The organism is Streptomyces sp. NPDC041205 (assembly GCF_055591765.1).
The window spans coordinates 268,556-294,550 of sequence record NZ_JBVIZH010000007.1; the positions used below are offsets into that span (position 1 = coordinate 268,556).

A 25,995-nucleotide genomic window follows, 5' to 3' on the forward strand; every position below is an offset into this window, starting at 1 on the left:
GCCAGGGGCGTGGGAGGCGCAGCCGAAGGGCGCGGACGCAGATCAACAAAGCTTAACGGGGCAAAGAGATCGAGAACCCGTACTTCCGGCTTTGCGCTCCGCACAATGGACGCGGCTGCGATGCTGCGGATGAGGTGACTGCGGCCAATGTCACATTTTCTCCCTACTTGTCCGTAGGTCTTGGGGCGCCAGGGTTCAATGTGATCGACATGGGCCGGCGAGACAGAGCGAGGGAAGCACGCACCTTCCGCTGAGGAAGTGCACGACCGACCGAGAGATGTTCGAGGCGAGGCACAGCATGGACGCTCCGACCACCACGTCGGCGGGCAACGGCTCTTCCGGGGACAGCGGCGGTTCTGGCGGCTGGTTCACGCCACGCAGGTCGCCGACGCCTCAGGAGGGCGCGCAGGCGTCGCAGTCGGCGGCGCAGGCCGGGGCGGCGCCCGAACCCGAGGAGGAGCCCAGGGAGGCACCCTCCGGGCGGCGGGTGTCGGCGATACGCCCCCTCGGCAGACCGGCGGCCACGGACGCGGCGGAGCCGGGCGCGGGGCGAATATCCGCGATGCCCCAGTCGCAGGTGATGTACGCGGATGAGGACGTCGCGCACGCGGTGGCCGAGGAGGACGCGGACGACGCGGCCGTGGACCCGGACGTCACGCACGCCGTCGCGGACACCGAGGCGCAGTTGTCGCCGGATGCCGAGACCGCGCCGACGCCGGACGCACCAGCCGCCGACACACACGCCGAAGCGGCCGCCGACACACACGCCGAAGCGGCCGCCGACACACACGCGGGTGCCCGCATCGACACCCCCACCCCGGCCGAACCTGCCCCGGCCCTCGCCGAACTCACCCCCAGCCAGCCGCACGCCTCCCCCGACGCCGTCCTCGTCCAGCGCACGATGGCTGAGATCGCACCCGTCTCCGACAAGGTCACCTCGTACTTCTACGCGCTCCTGTTCACCCGCCACCCGGACCTGCGCGTCCTGTTCCCGGCCGCGATGGACACCCAGCGCGACCGGCTCCTCAAGGCGCTGCTCACCGCTGCGGAGAACATCGACCACACCGACGTACTCGTCTCGTATCTGCGTAATCTCGGCCGCGGACACCGCAAGTACGGCACCCAGCCCGAGCACTACCCGGCCGTCGGGGAGTGCCTGATCGGCGCGCTGAGCCGGTACGCGAGCGCCAGTTGGGACGACGAGACCGAGGCCGCCTGGGTCCGGGCGTACACGACGATCTCCCAGGTCATGATCGACGCGGCCGCCGAGGACGAACTGCGGGCGCCCGCCTGGTGGTACGCGGAGGTCGTCTCGCATGACCTCAGGACACCTGACATCGCTGTCATCACCGTCCGCCCCGACCAGCCCTACCCGTTCCTCGCGGGCCAGTACACGAGCCTGGAAACGCCCTGGTGGCCGCGTATATGGCGGCACTACTCCTTCGCTTCGGCGGCCCGCTCCGACGGACTGCTCTCCTTCCACGTGAAGGCGGTCCCGGCGGGCTGGGTCTCCAACGCCCTGGTGCACCGCGCCCGCCCCGGCGACGTGGTCCGGCTCGGTCCGCCGACCGGTTCGATGACCGTGGACCACTCGACCGACAGCGGACTGCTGTGTCTGGGCGGGGGGACCGGCATAGCGCCCATCAAGGCGCTCGTGGAGGACGTCGCCGAGCACGGCAGGCGGCGCCCGGTCGAGGTCTTCTACGGCGCGCGCACCGACCACGACCTGTACGACATCGACACGATGCTGCGCCTCCAGCAGACGCACCCGTGGCTGGCTGTCCGCCCGGTCGTCGACAACCGGGCCCAACTGCCCGACGCGGTGCGCGAGTACGGACCGTGGAACGAGTACGACGCTTATCTCTCGGGCCCGCCCGGCATGATCCGCAGTGGCGTGGACGCGCTGCGGGACGTGGGCATCCCGGTCGGCCGCATCCGGCACGACTCGGTGGAGGAACTGGTCTCGGCGAGCGACTGACCCGCGCGCCGGCGATCGACCCAGGTCCGGACGGGCAGCCCAGGTCCAGCTTCAGCCCAGGTCGGGGGCGTGCATCGCCCGTACGCCCTCGATGTTCCCGTCCAGATAGTGCCGCAGCGACAACGGCACCAGATGCACCGAGGCGATCCCGACCCGGGTGAACGGCACCCGCACGATCTCGTACTCACCGGCGGGTTCGTCGATCTCGGGGCCGTGCCGCTGGGCGAGGTCCATGGACTCCAGACGACAGACGAAGAAGTGCTGCACCTTCACGCCGGTCGCGCCGCCGTCCTCGCCGATGTGCTCGACGGTGTCCACGAAGCACGGCACCACGTCGACGATCTTGGCGCCCAGTTCCTCGTGCACTTCCCGGTGGAGCGCGTCGACGACGGTCGCGTCCTCTTCCTCGACACCGCCGCCCGGGGTGAGCCAGTACGGATCCACGCCGGGCTTGGTCCGCTTGATGAGGATCAGGTCGTCCCCGTCGAGGAGGACGGCACGTGCGGTGCGCTTGACCACGGGTCGGACGGTCATGGGAGAAATGTGGCCCGGACTGTTCCACGTGAAACATCGCGACCCTGCCGGACCGTCCTCACGTCCACTCGGCGGCAGCGCGAAGCAGCCATTCGTGCGCCCGCGCGATGTGCGGCATGGCGAGTGTGCCGGTGCGTACGACGAGGAAGTAGGTCCGCAGGGGCGGCACCGCCGGTTCGAGCAGCGCCACGACCTCGCCGTTCTTGAGGGCGGTGGTGCACAGATACCGCGGCAGGACGGCGAGCCCCGCGCCCGTGGTCACACAGGCGAGCACGGCCCGCAGGTCCGGCACGATCACGGTGCCCGACGCGGCGGGACGGGAGTCGAAGACGGCGGCCCAGTAGCGCGAGACGAGCGGCAGCGACTCGTGCACCTCGACCACCGGCAGGTTCTCCACCGTGCCCGCGCCCTTGCGGCGCAGCTTGCCGGGGCCGATCCGGGCGGCCCAGGGCGGCGCGGCGACCAGGACGTGCTCCTCGTCGCACAGGGGGGTCGCGGTGAGCAGGGCGCCGCGCGGGCGGGCCGTGGTGATCGCCAGGTCGTGATGCCCGGCGGCGAGCCCTTCCAGGACCTCCTCCGCGTTGCCGAACGAGGCGCGCAGCGCCAGGCCATGGCCGTCGTCGCCGGTCAGCGCGGTGAGGGCGGGCAGTGCGCGTTCAGCCGTGAACTCCGGTGGTCCGGCCAGGTGGAGCGTACGGACCGACGAGTCCTTGTCGATCCCGGTCTCGGCGATCTCGACGAGCGCGTCGAGATGCGGGGCTGCCTTGTGGGCGAGTTCGTCGCCCGTGGTCGTGGGGGTCACGCCGCGGGCCTGGCGCAGGAAGAGCGGGCGGCCCACCTGCCGCTCCAGCGTGCGGATCTGCGAGGTCACCGCGGGCTGGGACAGACCGAGGAGCGCCGCGGCCCGGGTGAAGGACCCCGCCCGGTGCACGGTCACAAAGGTCCGCAGCAGGGCCAGATCCATGTCGCCACCTACTCCTTCAGCTCCCCCTGTCGGCCCCCGGCGCCCGCCAACTATAAATTTGTCGATAGGTTGCTGTCGCTACTGTGATTGGACACTGACACAGAGTCAACTAGCCTTGTTCGCGCGGTTCTTCGCGCGCGGAACCGGGACAGTCCGAGCCACGAGGGGGGAGGCTCGGACTGTCCGTTGTACGTAGCCGAAACGGTTCGCCTGCGCGCGGCGGAGAGGCCGCGGCGGAGGTTCCGCCGACCGCGGGAGAGGCCCGCGTCAGGCCCTCGCCTCGTCCAGCGCCCGCAGCACGTCCGCCACCAGGTCGTCCGCGTCCTCCGCACCCGCCGAGAAGCGGATGAAGCCCTCCGGAACGGCGTCCCCGCCCCAGCGGCCGCGCCGCTCGGCGGTGGACCGAACGCCCCCGAAGCTCGTCGCGTCGTCCACGAGCCGCAGCGCGTCGAGGAAACGCTCGGCACGCGCGCGTGAGGGCAGTTCGAAGGACACCACGCACCCGAAGCGCCGCATCTGCCGCGTCGCGAGCTTGTACGAGGGGTCGTCGGGCAGGCCGGGATAGCGCAGGCCGGTCACGTCGGCGCGGTCGCGCAGGGCCTCGGCCAGGGCCAGGGCGTTCGCGTTCTGCCGGTCGACCCGCAGCTGGAGCGTCGCGAGCGAGCGGTGGGCGAGCCAGGCCTCCATGGGGCCCGGGATGGCGCCGACGATCTTGCGCCAGCGCCGGACGGCGGCCGTCAGCTCGGCGTCACGGCAGGCCACGTACCCGAGCAGGAGATCCCCGTGCCCGGAGAGCTGCTTGGTGCCGCTGGCCACGGAGAAGTCCGCGCCGAGGTCCAGGGGACGCTGGCCGAGCGGGGTGGCGAGGGTGTTGTCGACGGCGACCAGGGCGCCGCGCGCGTGGGCGGCGTCGGCGAGGCGGCGTACGTCGCACACGTCGAGGCCGGGGTTGGAGGGCGTCTCGAGCCATAGGAGCCGGGCGCCGTCGAGGACGTCGAGCTGCGCGTCGCCGCCGGTGGGAGCGGTGCGGACCTCGATGCCGTACGCCGTGAGCTGCTCACGCACCAGCGGCAGCGCCTGATAGCCGTCGTCCGGCAGCACCGCGGCGTCGCCCGCGCGGAGCTGGGAGAAGAGCACCGCAGAGATCGCGGCCATGCCGGATGCGAAGACCAGGGTCTCCACGGAGTCGTCCGCGGGGGATTCGAGTTCCCCGATGGCGCGCTCCAGGTGCGTCCAGGTCGGGTTCTCGTCGCGGCCGTAGGTGTACGGGCCGGTCGGTTCGCCGGGGAGGTGGAAGTGCGCGGCGAACACGGGGCCCGGGAGGGTCGGCTCGTACTTCGCCGGTTCGGGGAGACCGGCCCGCACCGCCCGGGTGCCGTCGCCGGTCGGAGGCGTGGTGTGGTCCTCGCCGGTCAGAGGCGCACCGGTGCTTTCGTCGGCGTGCGCGGGGGCGGGAGCGCGCCCCGGTATCCACTGCTCGTCCGTCATGCCGCTCGTCCCTCCATCGCGTCCCGTACCGCGTCGAGCAGGCCGTCGCTCGCCGCCTCCACCATGGTCAGGCACTTCGCGAAGCCGTCGGCGTCGCCGTAGTACGGGTCGGGAACGTCCAGGTCGCCGTCGGCCTCCGGGTCGTACGAGCGCAGCAGGCGCACCTTGTCCGCGTCCGCGGGGGTGGGGGCGAGGCGGCGCAGGGTGCGCTGGTGGCCGCGGTCCAGGGCGATCACCAGGTCGCGCCCGGCGAACCAGTCCGCCTGGAACTGGCGGGCCGCGTGGCCGGTCTCGTAGCCCGCGGACTTCAGTACGGCGTCGGTGCGGGGGTCGGCGGGGTCGCCCTCGTGCCAGCCGTCGGTGCCCGCGCTGTCCACCACGACGAGTCCGTCCAGGCCCGCGTCACGGACGAGCGCGCGGAAGACCGACTCGGCCATGGGCGAGCGGCAGATGTTGCCGGTGCAGACGAAGCACACGGCGTACGGCGCGGGGACGGAGCCGGTGGACGGCGCGGGCGCGGAGGCGTGGGGCATGGGGTGAGGTCAGTCCTTGTGGTCGGGGAGGGCGACGTTCATCGCCCAGGACACGATCGAAATGATCAGGCCACCCAGTACGGCGGTCCAGAACCCCTCGACGTGGAAGCTGACGTCGAGCTTGTCGGCCAGCCACGAGGTGAGAAGCAGCATCAGGGCGTTGACCACCAGTGTGATCAGGCCGAGGGTCAGGATGAACAGGGGGAAGGTCAGGACCTGCACCACGGGCTTGACCACGAAGTTCACCAGGCCGAACAGCAGGGCGACGACGAGCAGTGTGAGGGTCTTCTCGCCGGTGCTGTCACCGGTGAGCGTGATCTTGTCGAGCAGCCACACGGCCACGGCCAGGGCCGCCGCGTTGGCGATCGTCTTGACTACGAAATTCTTCATGTGTCTGATCGTGGCAGACGTGAGGAAACAGTGGTCGGTCCACGACCTGGGGCAAGGGGCGCAGAAGAGCGATGAAGGCATTCCGACTGGACGAGCTGGAGGCGGAGCGAGCCGCGAACGACGGCGCGTATCTGCAGTTTCTGCGGGAGCGGAACATGTCGGTCGGGCTCTACGCGCTGGACGCGGGCGACAGCGACCCGCAGCAGCCGCACCGGCAGGACGAGGTGTACATGGTCGTCAGCGGCCGCGCTTCGATCACGGTCGGGATGGAGACGACGGAGGTCGCCCGCGGCAGCGTGGTGTACGTGCCGGCCGGAGTGCCCCACAAGTTCCACCACATCAGCGAGGACCTGCGGGTTCTTGTGGTGTTCTCGCCGCCGGAGCGGTGACCTCCGCCCGGTTCTCCGGGTCCCGCTCCCGGTTCTCAGGGCCCTGGCCTCAGGGTTCCCTAGGGGGCGAGTCAGGGGAGGACAAGGGATCGCACGGCCCCGAACTGGCTTTTTCCGACCTAGCATCGAATGCGTGAAGTGGGAAATCTGCACAGGAGCGGAGTTTCCCGGCGGTCGCGGAGATCCCGTGGCACCGCGACAGCTGTCGTAGCGCGGTCGAAGCGCGGGCGGTCACAGAATCTGCGGAGAAAGGTAAGGACGAGGGCAATGCGAGAGATCTTCGCGGGTATGCCGTGGTGGGTGAAGTGGATCGCGGTGCCGGTCATCGCGCTGGTGGTCTTCGGCGGGCTGATAGCGAGCGTGGTCGGTTTCGTCTTCACTCTGCTCTTCAAGCTGCTGCTGTTCGTGGCCCTGGTGGGCGGACTGGTCTACGTCGTACGGAAGTTCATATCCAGCTCGTCCTCGTCCCGAAGCGACTGGTGAAGTTCTGTAGCGACTGGTGAAAGGGAAAGCAAGCGTTCCCTCCCCAGGGGGAAGTTTTCTGTCACAGCGCCCCTCACCGGTGGCCAAGGGTTAGAGTCCGAAAACCGACGCGGGGGCGATCCCCGCAGGCGGGCCCACTGCCCCCACTCGTTGCCTGCGGGCACGGGTGGTCCCCCCTGTGCTTCGGGAGTGACCCATGGCCTCGGTTGACGACGCACCCCCGGACGTTCAGTCCACCGACACCGAAGGCGAAGCCATTTCGGGCGATGGCCGGTCAACTCCAATGAACAGAGGGATCCTTACGGGCAGGGGCGCCGGAGCATCCACCGACGCGGCCCCGGCGGGCGTCGGACCCACCCTCATCGGCTCCGTGCAGCGGGCCATGCGGCTCCTGGAGGCGGCCGCCACGCACCCCGGCGGAGCCCCCGCGAAGCAGCTCGCCCGCGAGGCGGGCCTGGCCCTGCCGACCGCGTACCACCTGCTGCGGACCCTGAGCCACGAGGGCTATCTGCGCCGGGAGAAGGGCGTGTTCGTGCTCGGCGACGCGGCGGAGCGGCTGAGCGCGGGAGCGGTGGAGCAGAACCGCCGAGCCAAGATCGGTGAAACCCTGGAGCACTGGCGTGACGTCATCGGCGCGCCCGTGTACCTCGCCATCTACCGCGACGGCGAGATCGAGATCGTGTCCGTCGCCGACACCGCGGGCAACCCGGCCGTCGAGGAGTGGGCCGACTTCCGCGAGACCGGCCACGCCCACGCGATCGGACAGTGCCTCCTCGCCCAACTCGACGACGCGGCACGGCGGGACCACCTCGACCGCCACCCGGTCCGCTCCCTCACCCCGAACACGGTGCGTGACGACCGGACGTTCCTGAGGCGGCTGGAAGCGGTGGGGCGGATGACACCGGTGGCGGAGTATCAGGAGTACGCGCTCGGGACGGTCTGCGCCGCGATCCCGGTCACGGTGGGCACCACCGCGGCCACGGTGGCGATCTCCGTTCCGTCGTCGCAGGCGAGCCGTCTGGTGCCGGCGACGCGGCTGTTGCAGGAGGAGCTCGGAAAGCTACTAAGGACACTCGCCTTCTCTATCAGCATCTGAAAACTCACTCCTTGTGATCTGGTGTGCACGTTAAGCAAGATGCCATGAGTGTCAGGGAGTTGGTTCCTGCCACCACCAGGCTAATGACGGGGTAGGCGGCGATGCGCGAGTCGGTCCAGGCTGAGGTCATGATGAGCTTCCTTGTGTCGGAGGAGCTGTCGTTCCGCATCCCGGTGGAGCTGGGGTACGAGACGCGCGATCCCTATGCCGTGCGGCTGACCTTCCACCTCCCCGGCGATGTCCCGGTGACCTGGGCCTTCGGGCGGGAACTCCTGGCCGACGGGGTGGGCCGGGCGTGCGGGGACGGGGATGTGCGGATCGCGCCGATCGACCCCGAGCACTCGGACGAGGTGCTGATCCGGCTTCAAGTGGGCCAGGACCATGCACTGTTCAGGGTGGGCATCCCGCCGCTGCTCGCCTTCCTCGACCGGACGGACAAGCTGGTGCCGCTGGGGCAGGAGCGCACGCTCGTCGACTTCGAGACGCATCTCGACGAGGCCTTGGACCGGATTCTCGCGGAGGAGCAGAGCGCGGGCTGAGGGGCCGGCCGGTTTCTCAAAGGGCTCTGGTCGCTGGCAGATCAGGGCATTTCATGGCATTGCTGCTGCATGGCGTCACGGCTTCGTGCCGTCACCGGCTCGTGGCTCAGCGGCGGCCCGGCGTCACGTCTTGCGGCGGCGGCCCTTTCCGGCGAGGGAGGGGCGGCGGGGCGTCGGCCGGGCGGAGGGGGCGGGGGGCGTAGAGGGCATGGAGGGCATGGAAGGCGCGGTGCCGGACGGCGGGGCCGTGGGGGTCTCTGCCGGGGCGGGGCCGGGGCCTGAGCGGTCGGCGGAGACGACCAGGGCAGCGAGGGCGGTGGTGACGGGGACGGAGGCGACGAGACCGATGGAGCCGATGAGGGTGCGGACGATCTCCTCGGCGACCAGTTCGCTGTTGGCGACGGTGCCCACGCTGCTCTGGGCGATGGAGAAGAGCAGCAGGAGGGGGAGGGCGGCGCCCGCGTAGGCGAGGACGAGGGTGTTGACCACCGAGGCGATGTGGTCGCGGCCGATGCGGATGCCCGCGCGGTACAGGCCGCGCCAGCCCATCGACGGGTTGGCCTGGTGCAGCTCCCAGACCGCGGAGGTCTGGGTGACGGTGACGTCGTCGAGGACGCCGAGCGAGCCGATGATGACGCCCGCGAGCAGCAGGCCGCTCATGTCGATGTCGGGGTAGAGGCCGTGGATCAGACCGGTGTTGTCGTCCGTGTTGCCGGTCAGGGAGGCCCAGCCGATGAACAGGGAGCCGAGCAGCCCGATGAGGAGGAGGGAGATCAGGGTGCCGAGCACCGCGACCGAGGTGCGCGCCGTCAGGCCGTGGCACATGTAGAGCGCGCACAGCATGATGGCGCTCGCGCCGATCACGGCGACGACCAGGGGGTTCGAGCCCTGCAGGATCGCGGGGAGGATGAAGAAGGTCAGGACCAGGAAGCTCACCGCGAGGGCGACCAGGGCCATGACGCCGCGCAGCCGTCCCACCACGACGACGGCCAGGGCGAAGATGCCGGCGAGCAGTGCCATCGGGAGCTTGCGGTTCACGTCGGTGACCGAGTACTGCAGGTCCTTGGGGGCCTTGGGCTCATAGGCGACCACCACGTCCTGGCCCGCGCGCAGTTGCCGGGGCGAGTCCGGCTGGACGATCTCGGTGAAGGTGCGGCCCTTGTCCGGGCCGCTGGTGACCTTGACCGTGGCCCGGCCGCAGGTGCCCTCCGCGCGGGACTGCGCGGACTGGCCCTCGGCGGTGGAGGTGTCGCCGTTGGGCGGGGTCTGCGAGGCGTTGAGGTCCTTGCAGGGGAGCTTCTCCACCTTGGTCACGGTGGCCGACTGGGTCTGCCGGTCGAAGCCGACCCCGGTGCGCTCGTGGGTCGGGGCCCCGCCGGGCCACAGCACCACGAGGCCGACGAGGACCGCGGTGGCGAAGGGGATCAGGACGGCGGCGATGACCTTGCGCAGATGCTGGGACACGGGGGCGGCGGGGCCATGGCTGTGGGAGTGGCCGTGCGGCTCCGGGGCGGGGGGTCCGGTGGGCGGCTGTGTGGTGGTCACGGCCCGATCATCGCAAGAACGGTGGGGGCCCTCTGTTCACCGCGCCCGACAGGACGCTAGCGTGGAGGCACCTTTGCAATCGCGGGAGCTCGGAGCACCGGGCTGAGAGGGCGCTGACCTCCGTACGAACGGCCACGAACCGGGTCGTACCGTACGGAAGCCGCTGCGTCGACCGCCGAACCTGTTACCGGGTAATGCCGGCGTAGGGAGTAGGTCTCATGACCATCAAGGACGCACGCACGCCTGCCTCCAGCAGCGACGGAAGTGCCGACGGGAGCACCGACGGCGCGAACAAGGGCGCGAACACCGACGGCGCGGAGGCCGGGAAGTCCATCGGCTGGCACAAGGGTTATGTGACGGGCCCGGAGGGCTCGCGCTCCGACCTGCGGGTGCCGGTCCGCCAGGTGCACCTCACCAACGGCAAGGCCGTGACGCTGTACGACACGTCGGGTCCGTACACCGACCCGAACATCGACACCGACGTCCGCAGGGGCCTCGCGCCGCTCCGGGAGAACTGGATCGTCGCCCGCGGCGACACCGAGGAGTACGCGGGCCGCCCGGTCCGCCCCGAGGACGACGGCATCAAGCACACCTCGCCCCGCGGCGGCCTGCGCAACCTCGACGCGGTCTTCCCCGGCCGCCCGCGGCAGCCGCGCCGGGGCCGCGGGGGCCAGGCGGTGACGCAGCTCGCGTACGCGCGGCGCGGGGAGATCACGCCGGAGATGGAGTACGTGGCCATCCGGGAGAGCATGGCGCCCGAGGTCGTGCGGGACGAGATCGCCGCGGGCCGGGCCGTGCTGCCCGCGAACGTGAACCACCCGGAGATCGAGCCGATGATCATCGGCAAGAAGTTCCTGGTGAAGGTCAACGCCAACATCGGCAACTCCGCGGTCACCTCCTCCATCGAGGAGGAGGTGGACAAGATGACCTGGGCGACCCAGTGGGGCGCCGACACGGTCATGGACCTGTCCACCGGCCGCAACATCCACACGACCCGCGAGTGGGTCCTGCGCAACTCCCCCGTGCCCATCGGCACCGTGCCGCTCTACCAGGCCCTGGAGAAGGTCGACGGCCGGGCCGAGGAGCTGAGCTGGGAGATCTACAAGGACACGGTCATCGAGCAGGCCGAGCAGGGCGTGGACTACATGACGGTGCACGCGGGCGTGCGCCTTCCGTACGTCCCGCTGACCGCCAACCGCAAGACGGGCATCGTCTCGCGCGGCGGCTCGATCATGGCGGCGTGGTGTCTCGCGCACCACAAGGAGAGCTTCCTCTACGAGCACTTCGAGGAGCTGTGCGAGATCCTCGCGGCGTACGACGTGACGTACTCGCTCGGCGACGGCCTCAGGCCCGGGTCGATCGCGGACGCCAACGACGAGGCGCAGTTCGCGGAGTTGCGCACGCTCGGGGAACTCAATCAGATCGCCAAGCGTCATAACGTACAGACGATGATCGAGGGCCCCGGTCACGTCCCGATGCACAAGATCAAGGAGAACATCGACCTCCAGCAGGAGATCTGCGAGGAGGCCCCGTTCTACACGCTCGGCCCGCTCACCACGGACATCGCGCCCGCCTACGACCACATCACCTCCGGCATCGGCGCCGCGATGATCGGCTGGTGGGGCACGGCGATGCTCTGCTACGTCACGCCCAAGGAGCACCTCGGCCTGCCCAACCGCGACGACGTGAAGACCGGCGTCATCACGTACAAGATCGCGGCGCACGCGGCGGACCTGGCCAAGGGGCACCCGGGCGCGCAGGACTGGGACGACGCCCTGTCCGACGCGCGCTTCGAGTTCCGCTGGGAGGACCAGTTCAACCTGGCCCTCGACCCGGTCACGGCACGGGAGTTCCACGACGAGACGCTGCCCGCCGAGCCCGCGAAGACGGCGCACTTCTGCTCGATGTGCGGGCCGAAGTTCTGCTCGATGAAGATCTCGCAGGACATTCGGCGCGAGCACGGTACGACGAAGGCGGAGATCGAGGAGGGCATGGAGCAGAAGTCGAAGGAGTTCGCGGCCGCCGGGAACCGGGTCTATCTGCCGCTGGCCGACTGAGTGCGGGTGATTGGCGGGAGGTGGTACCCACGCCTCGGGGGGATCGGCAGACTGGTCGTATGACTGTCAGTTCCTTGAGCAAGGGTGCCAATCTTCCCGTCGGTTCACCGGCGGTGCGCGCGGAGCTCGCCTGGGGTGAGAGGCCCGGCGGGCCCACCGCCGACGCCTCGGCGCTGCTGCTCACCGCGGCCGGACGCGTGCGTGACGACGCTGACTTCGTCTTCTACAACCAGCCGCGGCACGCGTCCGGCGCCGTGCGGCACCTGGGGAAGCAGAGTGCCGCAGGCGTCACCACGGACACGGTCGAGGTGGACCTGCGGTCCCTGGAGCCCGCCGTCGAGCGGGTGTTGCTGTGCGCCTCGGCGGACGGCGGGACGTTCGGGCAGCTGACCGGGCTGACCTTGCGGCTGCTCGATGCCTCGACGGGCGGTGAGTTGGCGCGCTTCGAGATGACCGCCACGTCGGAGACGGCGTTCATAGGTGGGGAGTTGTATCTGCGGGGCGGGCAGTGGAAGTTCCGCGCGGTGGGGCAGGGGTACGACTCCGGGCTCGCCGGGCTCGCCACCGACTTCGGCATCACGGTGGACGAGGAGCCGGTCGCTCCGACGCAGCCTGTTGCCCCCGCTGCTGCCGCTGCTCCTGTCCCGCCCGCTGCCCCGGCGGCTCCTGTCCCGCCCGTCGCCCCGGCCCCGCCCGCCCCACCGGGCGCGCCCTCGGCCCCATCCCCCACCCCTCGCCTCACCAAGGGCGAGGAGCGACTCCCCGTCGACATGCGCAAGCGCCTCTCCCTGCGCAAGGAGCAAGTGGCCGTCAGCCTCCGCAAGCACGGTGCCGAAGGGGTCACGGCGCGCGTCATTCTCGTACTCGATGCCTCCGGGTCCATGTCGTTCCTGTACTCCAAGGGCATCGTGGCCGATGTGGTGGAGCGGATGGCCGCCGTGGCCGCGCAGTTGGACGACGACGGGGAGATGCAGGCCTGGACGTTCGCCTCGCATCCGGCGCGGCTGCCCGACCTGCGCCTCGGGGAGCTGCCGGACTGGCTGAAGTTCCACGTCCGCGTCGGGGAGGTCGGGATCTTCCGCCGGGGCAAGCGCAAGAAGGGCCTGCGGGACGATCAGGTCGACATGCGGGACGTGGGCATCCAGAACGAGGAGCAGCGGGTGATCGCCCAAGTCCGGGCGTACGTACGGGAGAACCCGGCCGCCGCGCCCACGCTGGTGCTCTTCTTCTCCGACGGGGGCGTCTACCGCGACAACGAGATCGAGCGGGAGCTCCGGGACGCCGTGGAGGAGCCGGTCTTCTGGCAGTTCGTGGGGCTCGGCAAGTCCAACTACGGGGTTCTCGAACGGTTCGACACGCTGCCGGGCCGCCGCGTGGACAACGTCGGGTTCTTCGCGGTGGACGACATCAGCACGGTGCCGGATCCGGAGCTGTACGACCGGCTCCTGTCCGAGTTCCCGGACTGGATGAAGGCGGCGAAGCAGGTGGGGATTCTCTGAGGGGGGCAACCGTTGAGGGCACAGGTCCCACGAGGAGGACCGGCACAGGTCGCCCCCGTACGGGGCCGCGTCCGCGGCGAAGGCGGGCCTTCGCGCCGCCGTCCGCCGACAGCGGCGCACTGAAAGCCCCACGCCGGGGGCTTCCGGCCCGTGTTGGACCGGCCGGCCGCCGTTGCCGGCCGTCCTCTCCGGTGCCGGTCCCTGACTGACCGGCGTCCGGTTCATGTCCCCCGGCGACCGGCCTGATCCAGTCGCCGGGCGGCCTCGCGGAAGGTCCGCGGGGGCCGGGCTACTCCGGTGGATGCTCCGGGCCGCCGTAGTCCGGACTGGAGAAGTCCGGGCTGCTGTAGCTCGGGCGGGTCCCGGCCGTCGAGCCGCCGTCCGGGCTGCTGAATCCCGGCCTGTGATATCCGAGTTGGGGCATGCGCCCGGCCGGTCCTGCCGAGGACGCGCGGGCCGCGGACGCCGTCTTGGTGTCCGGGGCCGTGAGCGCCTCGCGCAGGAAGGGCAGGATGCCACGCTCCAGGAGAGCCTGGCACCAGGCTTCCCTGGCCCGGTCCACCTCCTCGTTCCGCTCATCGTGCGAGCCTGCCTGGAGGGAGGTGGAGCCGTTGCGCAGGGCGGTGAGGAGCAGGCCGACCGCGGCGACCAGGATCGCGCCCGCCGTGAGCGCGCCGAACAGCCACCCGGCGGTGAGCAGGGTGTCCGCGAAGGCGGGCTCGGGGTCGAGCATCTTCAGGATGTAGCCGACGAGCAGGAAGATCGCGGCGGCCGTCCCGGCGAGGACGGGCGCGAGCACCGCGATCACGGCGACCAGTCCGGCGCCCGCGGTTTCGGTGACCTCGCCCATGGTGGTGGCGAGGCCGATTCCGCCGGAGCCGGACTCGGTCGTGCTGGAACTGGATCCGTTCCCTTCCCGGATCGATGGGGAGGATGAGGGTCCGGGGTCGCGCAGTTCCTCACGGACCTTCACGTAGTGGTGATACTCGGCCGCGGCGGCGGCCGTGATCAGTGCGGTGGCGTTGAGAGCCATCGTGCGCAGTTGCTCGGGGTTGAGTCGCTGGCCCACCGCGGCCAGCTCCGGGCGGTTCGGTGCGGTGCGCAGCGCCTCATCGAGGACCCGCTCGTACTGGGGGCGGTCCTCATTGAGCAGGTGTGGAGCGCTGTTCATGTGCATCCCCCGATGCTCCGTAGGGCTTGGGGCTCGCATGACTACGAGCCGTCGGGCAGAAACGGAGGGGAGCCTGCTACGGATAAGGCGATGGTAGAGCGGTGACGGCACGCGGTGACAGGGGTTATCCAGAATTGGCCCGCTGGCCAGCGAGATCCTGCTGACGCGGCACGTGCCGCGTGAACGTTCAGATGCACGGGCCCGGACGTGCCCGCCAAGGCGTGAACGTTCAGTTCTCCAGCGGGAGTCGGCAGACCAGCAGCTTTCCGGCCATGGTCACGCCGCCGTCCATGGCGATGGCCAGGCCGTCGGCGTAGATGTGCGGGCCCTCGATGACGGGGCGGCCGTCGTCGTCGCCGTCGTACTCGGAGCCGACCTCGCCGAGGAGGTACGGGATGGGGCTGTGGCCGTGGACGATGCGGGTGCCGCCGTACATGTCGAGGAGTTCGCGTACGGCCGCGGGGCCGGAGTCGTCGCGGAAGGCGAAGCGCTTGGTGAACTTGCGGAACAGGTCCCAGTATTCGTCCGCGTCGTTGCGCGTGAGCGCCTCGTGGATGGTGTCGTTGACCTCTTCGATGGAGTCGCCGTAGTCGAGGTAGGCGGTGGTGTCGGAGTGAACGAGCAGATGCCCGTCCTCCTCCTCGATGGCGTCGAGGCGGGCCATCCACTGCAGGTGGTGGTCCTCCAGGCGCTCCATGTCGGTCTTCTGGCCGCCGTTGAGGAGCCAGGCGGCCTGGAACGTGGCGGTGCCCGCGCCGGAGTTGACGGGGGTGTCGCCGAACTTCTTGGCGCCGATGAGCAGCAGTTCGTGGTTGCCCATGAGCGCCTTGCAGTAGCCGCCCGCCGCGGCGGCCTCGGCGGACAGGCGCATGACCAGGTCGATGACGCCGATGCCGTCGGGCCCGCGGTCGGTGAAGTCGCCGAGGAACCAGAGCCGGGTGTTGCCCGCGGCCCAGCGCCCGTCCGCGTCGATGAGGCCTTCGTCGGCGAGGGCGGCGACGAGCTCGTCCAAGTAGCCGTGCACGTCGCCGACGACGTACAGCGGGCCCATGCCGTCCGCGTCGGGTGCGGGCGGCGGCTCGGGCATCTCGCGCACCTCGACCTGCACGGTGTCGCCGCGGTTGATGATGGGGAGGTCGCGCTCGGTGGGCGTGTAGCCGTCCGGGGTCTCACCGGCGGAGCCGGGGTGCGCGGGCGCGTTCTGCGCCGTGGGGCGCGTGGGGGCGGCGTGCGCCACGGTGTGCGCCGGGTCCCGCTGTTCCACGGGGCGGGCGGCCGACGGCTGCGTCTGTACGGGGGCGGGGGCGGGGGCGGCGGCGAGACGCTCCACCGGACCGGCCTGGGCGGGTACGTGAGCGGCGAGGCGGGTGGGCGCCTGGGGCGCGGTGTGTCCGGGGGAGGCGTGACCGGGGTCGGGAGCCTGCCCGGCGACGGGAGTCTGACCTACGGCGGGGACGTGCCCGACGTGGGGCGCCTGCCCCTGCCCGGCGACGGGGACCTGGTGGCCGAAGGGAGCCTGCCCGGCGGCCGGAGGCACCTGCCCGGCGGCCGAAGCCTGCTCCCGCGCGGCAACCGAAGCCTGCTCCCGCGCGGCGAACTGCCCCTGCCCAGCGACCTGCTCGCCCGCGGACTCCACGGACTCCACGGACTCCTGCGCCGCCACGGACTCCTGCGCCTCGACGTCCCCCGCAACACCCCGGCCGGTCTCACGGACGCCTTCATAGACGTACGCGGGCACGCGGAAGTCGCGCAGCGTCGCCGTCCGCACCTCGGGTCCCTGACCGGCCCCCTGAGTCATCGACCCCTCCACCACCATCGCGCCGCATCTGCACCGGGATCGGACTGCCTGGTCGCAGTGGCCCGCGGTGTCGTCCGCCCATCATAGGAATGCGGCTGTCCCTGTGTGGTGCACCAGGGGTGGTGAATCGGTGCCGAGCCCCAGTTCACCGCGGTTTTCTCCCGAATTGGCCCGAGGTTTCCCCCTCTTTTCCCGCAGGTCGCGGACCTCGGGCCGATCGTCGGGGAGGTCAGCCCTGGCCGGGCGACCGCGGCGGGCTGACCGTCGTACGTGGCGGACGTCGCTCGGACGAGGTGCGCACGATCAGTTCGGTCGGTATCACCTGCTCGATGGGCCGGCCCGCGTCGAGGCCCTCGATGGCGTCGATGAGGAGCTGGACGACGGCGGTGCCGATCCGCCGGGGCTTCAGGGAGAGCGTGGTGATGGGCGGCTCGGTGGTGGCGTACACGGTCGACTCGCTGCAGCACACGAGCAGCAGGTCGTCGGGTACGCGCAGCCCGTAGCGGCGGGCCGCGGCGAGCAGGTCGGTGCCGTTCGGGTCGAAGAGGCCGTACACGGCGTCGGGCCGGTCGGGCCGGGCGAGCAGCCGGTCGGCGGCGACGGCGCCCGCGCACGGGTCGTGCGCGGGGTAGGACTCGTACACCGGATCCTGGCCCACGCGCTCGCACCAGCGCAGATAGGCGGTGGTGGAGAGGTGGGTGTAGGTGTCCGTGGTGGTGCCGGTGAGGAGGCCGATGCGGCGCGCCCCGGCGGCCGCGAGGTGTTCGAGGATCTCCAGGACCGCGGCCTCGTGGTCGTTGTCGACCCAGGCCGTGACCGGCAGGGACCCGGCGGGCCGCCCGTCGGAGACCACCGGAAGCCCCTGCCGCACCAGCTCGCTGACCACCGGGTCGTGGTCGGAGGGGTCGACGACGACGGTGCCGTCGAGGGCGACGTTCGACCACACGTCGACCGGGCTGCGGCGCGAGGTGGCGGGGAGGATGACCAGGGCGTAGCCCCGGGCGAGGGCGGCCGAGGTCGCGGCTCTCGCCATCTCCGCGAAGTACGCGAATTCCGTGAAGGTGAAAGGTTCATCCCCGTACGTCGTCACGGTGAGGCCGATGAGGCCCGACTTCCCGGTACGGAGTGTTCGGGCCGCGGCCGACGGGCGGTAGCCCAGGCGGTCGGCGACCTCGCGGACATGGCGTCGCGTGGCGTCGGGCAGCCGCCCCTTGCCGTTGAGTGCGTCGGAGACAGTCGTGATCGAGACACCGGCTGCGGCGGCGACGTCTCTGATGCCTGCTCGGCTCTGCCGGTTGCCCCGGCGGGCGGTCTCCGCTCGGCTCACCTGGTGCTTCCCTGCTGCTGTCATGGCGAGCCGATAGTAGGGCTCATGAGGGTGGGTAGTGCGGACGCATATGCACCCATTGACAGGCACGTTTCTGCATGGCGGAAAACACCCAATGACCTTCGAAACAAAGGGAGTTGGGTGTTCAGGGAGGTATCGCTCCCTTGTCGTCGCGCAGGGGCCTGCCAAATGGCCGAGGTCTCGAAGAGGTCTCAACTCACCTTCACGGGTGATGCGCGCCACGGAGTGAGCCACCGGCGCGCGCAGCCGAGGGGAGCGCTCCCCCCGTTTCGCACGCTGTCGCCCCCGGAGGCGGCTTCCGGTGTACGTCTGCGGCGGCTGGTGCGTACGGTGGCAGTGGGCCCGTGCGGCCGCGGCTCAAACCTGTCGCTGACCCGGCCCGGAGGCGTCCTGCCCAGCCGGGAGCCGTCACCCCATTCGCAGGGGCGCCGAATCCTCATAGGGTGAGAATCATTGAAGACCGGATGATCACGAGGAGGACCGCGGTGAGCGAGACGAGCCCCAGGCTGCGCGCCGAGCTGGAGGGGATCCCCGCCTACAAGCCGGGCAGGAACGCCGAGACCGGCGAGGGCGGCGGCCCCGTCGTGTACAAGCTGTCCTCCAACGAGAACCCCTACCCGCCGCTCCCCGGCGTCATGGAGCGCGCCGTCGCGGCGGCCGGCTCCTTCAACCGCTACCCGGACTACGGCTGCGACCGCCTCCTGAACGAGATCGCGGACCGCTTCGGGGTGCCCGTCTCGCACGTCGCCACCGGCGTCGGCTCGGTCGGCCTCTCGCAGCAGCTGGTCACGGCGACGGTCACGCCGGGCGACGAAGTGCTGTACGCCTGGCGGTCCTTCGAGGGGTACCCGGTCGTCACCACGGTCGGCGGCGGCAAGTCCGTGATGGTGCCGCTGGCGCCGGGGGAGGTCCACGACCTCGACGCGATGGCCGACGCGATCACCGACCGCACCCGCCTGATCTTCGTCTGCAACCCGAACAACCCCACCGGCACGGTCGTCAAGAAGGCCGACCTGGTGCGGTTCCTGGACCGGGTGCCGAAGGACATCCTGGTCGTGATCGACGAGGCGTACGTGGAGTTCGTCCGCGACCCCGAGACGCCCAACGGCCTCGAGCTGTACCGGGACCGGCCGAACGTCTGCGTCCTGCGCACCTTCTCCAAGGCGTACGGCCTCGCGGGCCTGCGGGTCGGCTTCGCGATCGCCCACGAGCCGGTGGCCGCGGCGCTGCGCAAGACCGCGGTGCCGTTCGGCGTGAACCAGCTCGCGCAGGACGCGGCCGTGGAGTCGCTGCGGTCCGAGGACGAGCTGCTCGGCCGGGTCGGCGCGCTGCTCGGGGAGCGGACGCGGGTGCAGGACGCGCTGCGCGGGCAGGGCTGGACGGTGCCCGAGACGCAGGCCAACTTCGTGTGGCTGCGTCTTGGCGACCGGACGGCGGAGTTCGCGGCCACCTGTGAGGCGGCCGGAGTGATCGTGCGGCCGTACCCGGGCGAGGGCGTCCGGGTCACGATCGGCGAGACCGAGGGCAACGACATCTTCCTGAAGACGGCGGAGGCGTTCCGCAAGGAGCTCTAGCCCTCCTGGCCGGGGAGAGGACGTCCCGGCCGGGGAGAGGACGCGGGAACTCGCGAGGTGGCGGCTGCTGCCTCGCGAGTTTTGTTGTGCGCGGGCCCCGCCCCGTTCCCGCCGGTAAGGGGGACCCCCCTGACGAACCTCGACCGTACGTGCGACATAATGCTTGTGAATGTGAACGCGTTCACAAGCGTGTCCCAGTTGCTCCAGGGATGTCTATGACATAAGGGGCAAACTGCCGCGTAGACCACGGCACGTAAGGAGAAGTCGACGTGGACCTGGCTCTGGCGCCGGAAACACTGGCGCGATGGCAGTTCGGCATCACCACCGTCTACCACTTCCTCTTCGTCCCCCTGACGATCTCCCTGGCCGCCCTCACGGCGATCCTTGAGACGGCGTGGGTGCGGACGGGCAAGGAGCACTACCTCAGAGCGACCAAGTTCTGGGGCAAGCTGTTCCTGATCAATATCGCGATGGGCGTCGTCACCGGCATCGTCCAGGAGTTCCAGTTCGGCATGAACTGGTCCGACTACTCGCGCTTCGTCGGCGACGTCTTCGGCGCCCCGCTGGCCTTCGAGGCCCTGATCGCCTTCTTCTTCGAGTCGACCTTCATCGGCCTGTGGATCTTCGGCTGGGACAAGCTCCCGAAGAAGCTGCACTGCGCGACGATCTGGATGGTGTCGATCGGCACGATCCTCTCGGCGTACTTCATCATCGCCGCGAACGCCTTTATGCAGCACCCGGTCGGCTACAAGATCATGGAGCGGGACGGCACCAAGCGTGCCGAGCTCACCGACTTCGCGAAGGTGCTGTTCCAGGAGACGACGCTCGTCAACTTCTTCCACGTCATCGCGGCGTCGATCCTCGTCGGCGGCGCCTTCATGACCGGCATCGCGATCGTCCACCTGCGCAAGAAGCAGCACATCCGGACCATGCGGATGTCGCTGCGGCTCGGCCTGGTGACCGCGTTCGTCGGCACCCTGCTCACCGTGATCAGCGCGGACACGCTCGGCAAGGTCATGTACGAGCAGCAGCCGATGAAGATGTCGGCCGCCGAGGCCCTGTGGGAGTCCGAGAAGCCGGCGCCGTTCTCGCTCTTCGCGTACGGCGATGTCGCCAAGGGCCACAACGAGGTCGCCATAGAGATCCCCGGGGTCCTTTCCTTCCTCGCGAAGAACAACTTCAGCGCGGAGATCCCCGGCATCAACGACCTCAACAAGGAAGCCCAGGAGAAGTTCGGGCCCGGCGACTACCGGCCGAACATCCCCACCGCGTACTGGTCCTACCGCTGGATGATCGGCTTCGGCGGCGTCTCGATGGCCCTGTGCACCGCCGGACTCTGGCTCACCAGGCGGAAGTTCTGGCTCGCCCCCGAGCACCACACCGGCGCGGACGACGTACCGAAGCTGATGCTCACCAAGAACAAGGAGCTGGCGCCGAAGCTCGGGATCTGGTGGTGGCGGCTCTCGCAGTGGACGCTGATCTTCCCCCTCATCGGCACCGCCTGGGGCTGGATCTTCACCGAGACGGGCCGCCAGCCCTGGGTCGTCTACGGCGTCCTGAAGACCGAGGACGCGGTCTCCCCCGGTGTCTCGCAGGGTGAGGTCCTCACCTCGCTGATCGTCTTCACGCTGATCTACGCGATCCTCGCCGTCATCGAGGTCAGGCTGCTCCTCAAGTACGTCAGGAAGGGTCCGCCCGAGCTGACCGAGGCCGACCTCAACCCGCCCACCAAGATCGGCGGCCCGCCCGGCGGGGCGAGCGCGGACAGCGACGCCGACGCCGATGCCGACCGGCCCATGGCCTTCTCGTACTAAGGAGCTGGGCGCACATGGAACTGCACGACGTCTGGTTCGTCCTGATCGCCGTCCTGTGGATCGGCTACTTCTTCCTCGAAGGCTTCGACTTCGGGGTGGGTGTCCTCACCAAGCTGCTCGCCCGGAATCGGACCGAGAAGCGCGTTCTGATCAACACCATCGGTCCGGTCTGGGACGGCAATGAGGTGTGGCTGTTGTCGGCGGGTGGCGCGACCTTCGCGGCCTTCCCCGAGTGGTACGCCACGCTGTTCTCCGGCTTCTATCTGCCGCTGCTGCTCATCCTGATCTGCCTGATCGTGCGCGGCGTCGCCTTCGAGTACCGGGCGAAGCGGCCCGAGGAGCGCTGGCAGACCAACTGGGAACACGCGATCTTCTGGACCTCGCTGCTCCCGGCGCTGCTGTGGGGCGTGGCCTTCGGCAACATCGTGCGCGGCGTGAAGATCGACGCGCAGAAGGAGTACGTGGGCAACTTCTGGGACCTGCTCAATCCGTACTCGATCCTGGGCGGTCTGGTCACCCTCACCCTGTTCACCTTCCACGGCGCGGTGTTCACGGCGCTGAAGACGGTGGGCGACATCCGGATGCGGGCCCGCAAGACGGCGCTCGCCCTGGGACTGGTCACGGCGGTGCTCGCGCTCGGCTTCCTCATCTGGACCCAGGTCGACAACGGTGACGGCAAGAGCCTGGCCGCGATGATCGTGGCGGTGGTGGCGCTGGTCGCGGCCATCGTGGCGATCAAACTCGGGCGCGAAGGCTGGTCATTCGCCTTCTCGGGGCTGACGATCATCGCCGCCGTGGCCATGCTCTTCCTGACGCTCTTCCCGAACGTCATGCCGTCGTCGCTGAACGAGGACTGGAGCCTCACGGTCACCAACGCCTCGTCGACGCCCTACACCTTGAAGATCATGACGTGGTGCGCGGGCATCGCGACCCCGGTCGTGCTGCTCTACCAGTCGTGGACCTACTGGGTGTTCCGCAAGCGGATCGGTACGCAGCACATCGCGCCGGACCTTCCGGCCGACGCCGCGCACTGAGCCAACTCTCTGTATGCCCAAGGTTCTTGGGAGGGTGTGTTTCACGTGAAACCGATCGACCCGCGTCTGCTCCGGTACGCCCGCTCCACCCGTGTCTTCCTGGCCGCGGTGGTGGTCCTCGGCCTGGCCGGGGCGGGGCTGGTCGTCGCCCAGGCCATGCTGATCGCCGAGATCGTGGTGGGCGGCTTCCAGCACGGGTACGGCGTCGGTGACTTGAGGACACCGCTGGCCCTGCTCGTGGCTGTGGCCGTGGGCCGGGCGGCGGTGTCGTGGCTGACCGAGCTCGCCGCGCACCGGGCGAGCGCGGCGGTCAAGTCGGAGCTGCGGGGGCGGCTCCTGGAGCGGGCGGGGGAGCTGGGCCCGGGGTGGCTGAGCGGTCAGCGGACGGGGTCCCTGATCAACCTGGCCACGCGGGGCGTGGACGCGCTCGACGACTACTTCTCGCGCTATCTGCCGCAGTTGGGGCTCGCCGTGGTGGTCCCGGTGGCCGTGCTCCTTCGGGTGGTCACCGAGGACTGGGTGTCGGCGGCGATCATCGTGGGCACGCTGCCGCTCATCCCGGTGTTCATGATGCTGATCGGCTGGGCCACCCAGGCCCGTATGGACCGGCAGTGGCACCTGCTCTCCCGGCTGTCCGGGCACTTCCTCGACGTGGTCGCGGGACTGCCCACGCTGAAGGTGTTCGGCCGGGCCAAGGCGCAGGCCGAGTCGATCCGGAAGATCACCGGGGAGTACCGGCGGGCGACGATGCGGACGCTGCGCATCGCGTTCCTGTCGTCCTTCGCCCTGGAGCTGCTCGCCACGATCTCGGTGGCGCTGGTCGCCGTCACCATCGGCATGCGCCTCGTCCACGGGAACATGGAGCTGTACGACGGCCTGGTGATCCTGATCCTCGCGCCCGAGGCGTATCTGCCGCTGCGGCAGGTGGGGGCGCGGTATCACGCGGCGGTCGAGGGAGTGGCCGCGGCGGAGGAGATCTTCGCCGTCCTAGAGGTGCCGGTTCCGGCCGGGGGCACGGGGGTCGTGCCCGCGGACGGTGCGGTCGGCGTGGCGGTGGACGGGGTGGGCGTCCGGTACCCGGGACGGGCGGTCGACGCTGTCCGTGGGGTGTCGTTCGCCGTCGAGCCCGGGGAGACGGTGGCCCTGGTGGGGCCCAGCGGGTCGGGCAAGTCGACCCTCCTGAACGTGCTGTTGGGCTTTGTGCCGCCCACCGCGGGGCGCGTCCTGGTCGGCGGTGCCGATCTGGCCGACGTGTCCCTCGGCGGATGGCGGGAGCGGGTCGCCTGGGTGCCGCAGCGGCCGCACCTGTTCGCCGGGACCATCGCAGAGAACGTGCGGCTGGCCCGTCCCGGGGCGGCGGACACGGACGTCGTGGAGGCGCTGCGTGCCGCGGGTGCCTGGGAGTTCGTGGCCGGGCTGCCCCGGGGCGTCGAGACCGTCCTGGGGGAGGACGGGGCCGGGCTTTCCGCCGGGCAGCGGCAGCGGATCGCCCTGGCCCGGGCGTTCCTGGCCGATCGGCCCGTGGTGCTCCTGGACGAGCCGACCGCCGCGCTCGACGGGGAGACCGAGGCGGGCATCGTCGAGGCGGTGCGGAGGCTGGCCGTGGGCCGGACCGTGGTGATGGTGGTCCATCGGCCCGCGTTGCTGGCGGTCGCCGACCGGGTGGTCCGGGTGGACGCCGTGGTGAGCGGTGCTGTGGGAGACGGGCTGTGCCCGCCTGCCCCCGAACTCTCGGCTTCGCTTGAGCAGAGGACGCCCCTGACGCCCAGCGGCACGAGCCGCGAGGGCGGTGGTGGCGGTGCGGGCTCCGCCGCCGGGGAGAGCGGCTTGCTCGATCAGGCTGTGCCTCTTGGTGAACGGGCGGGCGGCGGGGAGGGTTCCCGCCGGCGGGGCGGGGATCTGGCCCGGGTGCGGGCGGCGGCGCGGCAGCGCAAGGGCAGGCTGGCACTGGCCCTGCTGCTGGGGAGCCTCGCCGTCGGGAGTGCCGTCGGGCTCATGGCCACGTCCGGGTGGCTGATCTCGCGGGCCTCCGAGCAGCCCCCGGTGATGTACCTGATGATCGCCGTCACGGCGACCCGCGCCTTCGGCATCGGACGGGCCTGCTTCCGGTACGCCGAGCGCCTCGTGTCGCACGACGCGGTGCTGCGGATGCTGGCCGACACCAGGGTCGCGGTGTTCCGGCGCCTGGAGCGCCTCGCCCCCGCGGGCCTGCGCACGACCCGCCGCGGCGACCTGCTGTCCCGCCTCGTCGCCGACGTGGACGCCCTCCAGGACTACTGGCTGCGGTGGCTGCTGCCCGCGGGCGCCGCGGCCGCCGTCGGCCTAGGAGCCGTCGGCTTCACCGCGTGGCTGCTCCCGGAGGCCGGCGCCGTCCTCGCCGTGGGCCTGCTGGCCGCCGGAGTGGGCGTGCCCCTGCTGAGCGGCGCCGTCGCCCGCCGCGCGGAGCGCAAGCTGGCCCCCGCGCGCGGGGTGCTCGCCACGAGGGTCGCCGACCTGCTCACGGGGACGGCGGAGCTGACGGTCGCGGGCGCCCTGCGCCGACGTACCGACCGGGCGAGGGAAGCCGACGCCGAGCTGACCCGGATCGCGTCCCGGACGGCGACCGCCACCGCGCTCGGTGACGGGCTCACCGCGCTGGCCACCGGCCTCACCGTCGCCGCGGCGGCCCTCGTCGGCGTCCAGGGCCTGCACGACGGACGGCTCAGCGGCGTCGCGCTCGCCGTGGTCGTCCTCACCCCGCTCGCCGCGTTCGAGGCCGTGCTGGGGCTGCCGCTCGCCGTGCAGTACCGCCAGCGCGTCCGCAAGAGCGCCGAGCGGGTCCACGAGATCCTCGACGCACCCGAACCCGTCCAGGACCCCGCCGAGCCCGCAGGGGCCCCGCGGACGCCCTTCCCGCTGCGCCTCGACGCGCTGCGGGCCCGCCACGACGGCCAGGAGCGGGACGCGCTCGTGGACGTCTCCCTCACCCTGGAGCGCGGCCGCCGCGTCGCCGTGGTCGGCCCGTCCGGGTCCGGCAAGACCACGCTCGCCCAGGTCCTGCTGCGCTTCCTGGACACGTCCGAGGGGACGTACACGCTGGGCGGCACGGACACGGCGGCGCTCGACGGCGACACCGTGCGCCGCTTCGTGGGCCTGTGCGCCCAGGACGCCCACGTCTTCGACAGCTCCGTACGCGAGAACCTGCTGCTCGCCCGCAAGGACGCGAGCGACGACGAGCTGTACGCGGCGCTCGGGCGGGCCCGGCTCGACGGCTGGGTGGCCTCCCTGCCCGACGGGCTCGACACGCTCGTCGGGGAACACGGGGCACGCCTCTCCGGAGGCCAGCGGCAGCGCCTCGCGCTCGCCCGCGCGCTGCTCGCCGACTTCTCCGTCCTCGTACTCGACGAGCCCGCCGAACACCTCGACCTGCCGACCGCCGACGCCCTCACCGCCGACCTGCTCGCGGCCACGGAGGGCCGGACGACGCTGCTCATCACGCACCGGCTCGCGGGGCTCGACGCGGTGGACGAGGTGCTCGTCCTGGAGGAGGGACGGGTGGCGCAGCGCGGGGCGTACGCGGAGCTCGTGGCCGTGGACGGGCCGCTGCGGCGGATGCGGGAGCGGGAGTCGGCTGGGGACGCGCTGGCCGGGGGCGGTGCCGGGGCTGGTGCCGAGGTCGCGGTCGGGGCCGGTGTCGAGGCCGAGGCCGGGGTCGGGGGCTGACGGTGACCGTGACAGCCTCGGTGGGCGGGTGACGCCGATGGCCGCCGTCCGCCCGGGCC

General features: G+C 70.8%; 20 protein-coding genes. 11 read left to right on the forward strand and 9 right to left on the reverse strand.

Features of this window, described 5'->3' with window-relative positions; genetic code table 11:
* Nucleotides 1-298: 298 nt before the first annotated feature.
* The gene (locus tag ACZ6BG_RS28885; protein WP_469006801.1) at nucleotides 299-1,978 is read left to right on the forward strand and encodes a globin domain-containing protein; all 1,680 of its coding nucleotides are present in this window, start codon (nucleotides 299-301) and stop codon (nucleotides 1,976-1,978) included.
* 51 nt (nucleotides 1,979-2,029) lie between these two features.
* Here the strand turns inward: ACZ6BG_RS28885 and ACZ6BG_RS28890 are convergent, their stop codons facing one another.
* The 5 genes from ACZ6BG_RS28890 to ACZ6BG_RS28910 form a co-directional block, all read right to left on the reverse strand.
* Nucleotides 2,030-2,512 carry an NUDIX domain-containing protein gene (locus tag ACZ6BG_RS28890; RefSeq protein WP_405658487.1) on the reverse strand — a complete coding sequence of 161 codons (483 nt, stop codon included), beginning with the start codon at nucleotides 2,510-2,512 and terminating at the stop codon, nucleotides 2,030-2,032.
* Between the two features lie 58 nt (nucleotides 2,513-2,570).
* The gene (locus ACZ6BG_RS28895) at nucleotides 2,571-3,476 is read right to left on the reverse strand and encodes a LysR family transcriptional regulator (RefSeq protein WP_469006805.1); all 906 of its coding nucleotides are present in this window, start codon (nucleotides 3,474-3,476) and stop codon (nucleotides 2,571-2,573) included.
* A 267-nt stretch (nucleotides 3,477-3,743) separates the two neighbouring features.
* Complete coding sequence (locus tag ACZ6BG_RS28900) at nucleotides 3,744-4,964, reverse strand: cystathionine gamma-lyase (RefSeq protein WP_469006808.1); 1,221 nt, start codon at nucleotides 4,962-4,964, stop codon at nucleotides 3,744-3,746.
* Nucleotides 4,961-5,497 carry a low molecular weight protein-tyrosine-phosphatase gene (locus tag ACZ6BG_RS28905; RefSeq protein WP_469006810.1) on the reverse strand — a complete coding sequence of 179 codons (537 nt, stop codon included), beginning with the start codon at nucleotides 5,495-5,497 and terminating at the stop codon, nucleotides 4,961-4,963. Before ACZ6BG_RS28905 ends, ACZ6BG_RS28900 begins: the two co-directional genes overlap by 4 nt.
* A 9-nt stretch (nucleotides 5,498-5,506) precedes the next feature.
* Complete coding sequence (locus tag ACZ6BG_RS28910; RefSeq protein WP_289948541.1) at nucleotides 5,507-5,887, reverse strand: phage holin family protein; 381 nt, start codon at nucleotides 5,885-5,887, stop codon at nucleotides 5,507-5,509.
* A 71-nt stretch (nucleotides 5,888-5,958) separates the two neighbouring features.
* Here ACZ6BG_RS28910 and ACZ6BG_RS28915 point away from each other — a divergent pair, with 71 nt between their 5' ends.
* The 4 genes from ACZ6BG_RS28915 (at nucleotide 5,959) to ACZ6BG_RS28930 (ending at nucleotide 8,394) form a co-directional block, all read left to right on the forward strand.
* Nucleotides 5,959-6,276 (forward strand): cupin domain-containing protein, encoded by a 318-nt coding sequence (locus tag ACZ6BG_RS28915; protein ID WP_030357805.1) that lies wholly within the window; start codon nucleotides 5,959-5,961, stop codon nucleotides 6,274-6,276.
* A gap of 267 nt (nucleotides 6,277-6,543) precedes the next feature.
* Complete coding sequence (locus tag ACZ6BG_RS28920) at nucleotides 6,544-6,759, forward strand: DUF5326 family protein (protein ID WP_030357806.1); 216 nt, start codon at nucleotides 6,544-6,546, stop codon at nucleotides 6,757-6,759.
* Nucleotides 6,760-7,042: 283 nt separating this feature from the next.
* The gene (locus ACZ6BG_RS28925) at nucleotides 7,043-7,855 is read left to right on the forward strand and encodes an IclR family transcriptional regulator (protein WP_469006815.1); all 813 of its coding nucleotides are present in this window, start codon (nucleotides 7,043-7,045) and stop codon (nucleotides 7,853-7,855) included.
* Nucleotides 7,856-7,956: 101 nt separating this feature from the next.
* Nucleotides 7,957-8,394, forward strand: a complete 438-nt coding sequence (locus ACZ6BG_RS28930) for an SsgA family sporulation/cell division regulator (protein ID WP_469006817.1) — start codon at nucleotides 7,957-7,959, stop codon at nucleotides 8,392-8,394.
* Nucleotides 8,395-8,517: 123 nt separating this feature from the next.
* Here the strand turns inward: ACZ6BG_RS28930 and ACZ6BG_RS28935 are convergent, their stop codons facing one another.
* Complete coding sequence (locus ACZ6BG_RS28935; protein WP_469006819.1) at nucleotides 8,518-9,939, reverse strand: YibE/F family protein; 1,422 nt, start codon at nucleotides 9,937-9,939, stop codon at nucleotides 8,518-8,520.
* Between the two features lie 218 nt (nucleotides 9,940-10,157).
* On the opposite strand from ACZ6BG_RS28935, the gene thiC reads away from it, so the two are divergent.
* The gene (thiC, locus tag ACZ6BG_RS28940) at nucleotides 10,158-11,996 is read left to right on the forward strand and encodes a phosphomethylpyrimidine synthase ThiC (protein ID WP_469006821.1); all 1,839 of its coding nucleotides are present in this window, start codon (nucleotides 10,158-10,160) and stop codon (nucleotides 11,994-11,996) included.
* Between the two features lie 59 nt (nucleotides 11,997-12,055).
* On the forward strand, nucleotides 12,056-13,495 hold the full coding sequence (locus tag ACZ6BG_RS28945; protein WP_469006824.1) for a VWA domain-containing protein: 1,440 nt from the start codon (nucleotides 12,056-12,058) through the stop codon (nucleotides 13,493-13,495).
* A gap of 289 nt (nucleotides 13,496-13,784) precedes the next feature.
* Here the strand turns inward: ACZ6BG_RS28945 and ACZ6BG_RS28950 are convergent, their stop codons facing one another.
* From ACZ6BG_RS28950 to ACZ6BG_RS28960, 3 genes are all read right to left on the reverse strand, one after another.
* The gene (locus ACZ6BG_RS28950; RefSeq protein WP_469006826.1) at nucleotides 13,785-14,672 is read right to left on the reverse strand and encodes a hypothetical protein; all 888 of its coding nucleotides are present in this window, start codon (nucleotides 14,670-14,672) and stop codon (nucleotides 13,785-13,787) included.
* A gap of 223 nt (nucleotides 14,673-14,895) precedes the next feature.
* Nucleotides 14,896-15,996 (reverse strand): metallophosphoesterase, encoded by a 1,101-nt coding sequence (locus ACZ6BG_RS28955; protein WP_469007203.1) that lies wholly within the window; start codon nucleotides 15,994-15,996, stop codon nucleotides 14,896-14,898.
* 697 nt (nucleotides 15,997-16,693) lie between these two features.
* Complete coding sequence (locus ACZ6BG_RS28960; RefSeq protein WP_030357814.1) at nucleotides 16,694-17,815, reverse strand: LacI family DNA-binding transcriptional regulator; 1,122 nt, start codon at nucleotides 17,813-17,815, stop codon at nucleotides 16,694-16,696.
* Nucleotides 17,816-18,297: 482 nt separating this feature from the next.
* Here ACZ6BG_RS28960 and hisC point away from each other — a divergent pair, with 482 nt between their 5' ends.
* From hisC to cydD, 4 genes are all read left to right on the forward strand, one after another.
* Nucleotides 18,298-19,386, forward strand: coding sequence for a histidinol-phosphate transaminase (gene hisC, locus ACZ6BG_RS28965; RefSeq protein WP_469006832.1), 1,089 nt, complete (start codon nucleotides 18,298-18,300; stop codon nucleotides 19,384-19,386).
* Between the two features lie 269 nt (nucleotides 19,387-19,655).
* Nucleotides 19,656-21,200, forward strand: coding sequence for a cytochrome ubiquinol oxidase subunit I (locus ACZ6BG_RS28970; RefSeq protein ID WP_469006835.1), 1,545 nt, complete (start codon nucleotides 19,656-19,658; stop codon nucleotides 21,198-21,200).
* A 14-nt stretch (nucleotides 21,201-21,214) separates the two neighbouring features.
* Nucleotides 21,215-22,234, forward strand: a complete 1,020-nt coding sequence (gene cydB, locus ACZ6BG_RS28975; protein WP_469006840.1) for a cytochrome d ubiquinol oxidase subunit II — start codon at nucleotides 21,215-21,217, stop codon at nucleotides 22,232-22,234.
* Between the two features lie 45 nt (nucleotides 22,235-22,279).
* A complete protein-coding gene (gene cydD, locus ACZ6BG_RS28980) occupies nucleotides 22,280-25,936 on the forward strand; it encodes a thiol reductant ABC exporter subunit CydD (RefSeq protein WP_469006843.1) in 3,657 nt (1,218 codons plus the stop codon).
* Nucleotides 25,937-25,995: the final 59 nt, after the last annotated feature.

Coding starts and splice junctions, on each gene's coding strand:
- ACZ6BG_RS28915 (WP_030357805.1), top strand. CDS start 5,959: ATGAAGGCATTCCGACTGGACGAGCTGGAGGCGGAGCGAGCCGCGAAC.
- ACZ6BG_RS28920 (WP_030357806.1), top strand. CDS start 6,544: ATGCGAGAGATCTTCGCGGGTATGCCGTGGTGGGTGAAGTGGATCGCG.
- ACZ6BG_RS28900 (WP_469006808.1), bottom strand. CDS start 4,964: ATGACGGACGAGCAGTGGATACCGGGGCGCGCTCCCGCCCCCGCGCAC.
- ACZ6BG_RS28910 (WP_289948541.1), bottom strand. CDS start 5,887: ATGAAGAATTTCGTAGTCAAGACGATCGCCAACGCGGCGGCCCTGGCC.
- ACZ6BG_RS28925 (WP_469006815.1), top strand. CDS start 7,043: ATGAACAGAGGGATCCTTACGGGCAGGGGCGCCGGAGCATCCACCGAC.
- ACZ6BG_RS28890 (WP_405658487.1), bottom strand. CDS start 2,512: ATGACCGTCCGACCCGTGGTCAAGCGCACCGCACGTGCCGTCCTCCTC.
- cydB (WP_469006840.1), top strand. CDS start 21,215: ATGGAACTGCACGACGTCTGGTTCGTCCTGATCGCCGTCCTGTGGATC.
- ACZ6BG_RS28945 (WP_469006824.1), top strand. CDS start 12,056: ATGACTGTCAGTTCCTTGAGCAAGGGTGCCAATCTTCCCGTCGGTTCA.
- ACZ6BG_RS28905 (WP_469006810.1), bottom strand. CDS start 5,497: ATGCCCCACGCCTCCGCGCCCGCGCCGTCCACCGGCTCCGTCCCCGCG.
- ACZ6BG_RS28930 (WP_469006817.1), top strand. CDS start 7,957: ATGCGCGAGTCGGTCCAGGCTGAGGTCATGATGAGCTTCCTTGTGTCG.
- ACZ6BG_RS28960 (WP_030357814.1), bottom strand. CDS start 17,815: ATGACAGCAGCAGGGAAGCACCAGGTGAGCCGAGCGGAGACCGCCCGC.
- ACZ6BG_RS28885 (WP_469006801.1), top strand. CDS start 299: ATGGACGCTCCGACCACCACGTCGGCGGGCAACGGCTCTTCCGGGGAC.
- ACZ6BG_RS28950 (WP_469006826.1), bottom strand. CDS start 14,672: ATGCACATGAACAGCGCTCCACACCTGCTCAATGAGGACCGCCCCCAG.
- ACZ6BG_RS28895 (WP_469006805.1), bottom strand. CDS start 3,476: ATGGATCTGGCCCTGCTGCGGACCTTTGTGACCGTGCACCGGGCGGGG.
- thiC (WP_469006821.1), top strand. CDS start 10,158: ATGACCATCAAGGACGCACGCACGCCTGCCTCCAGCAGCGACGGAAGT.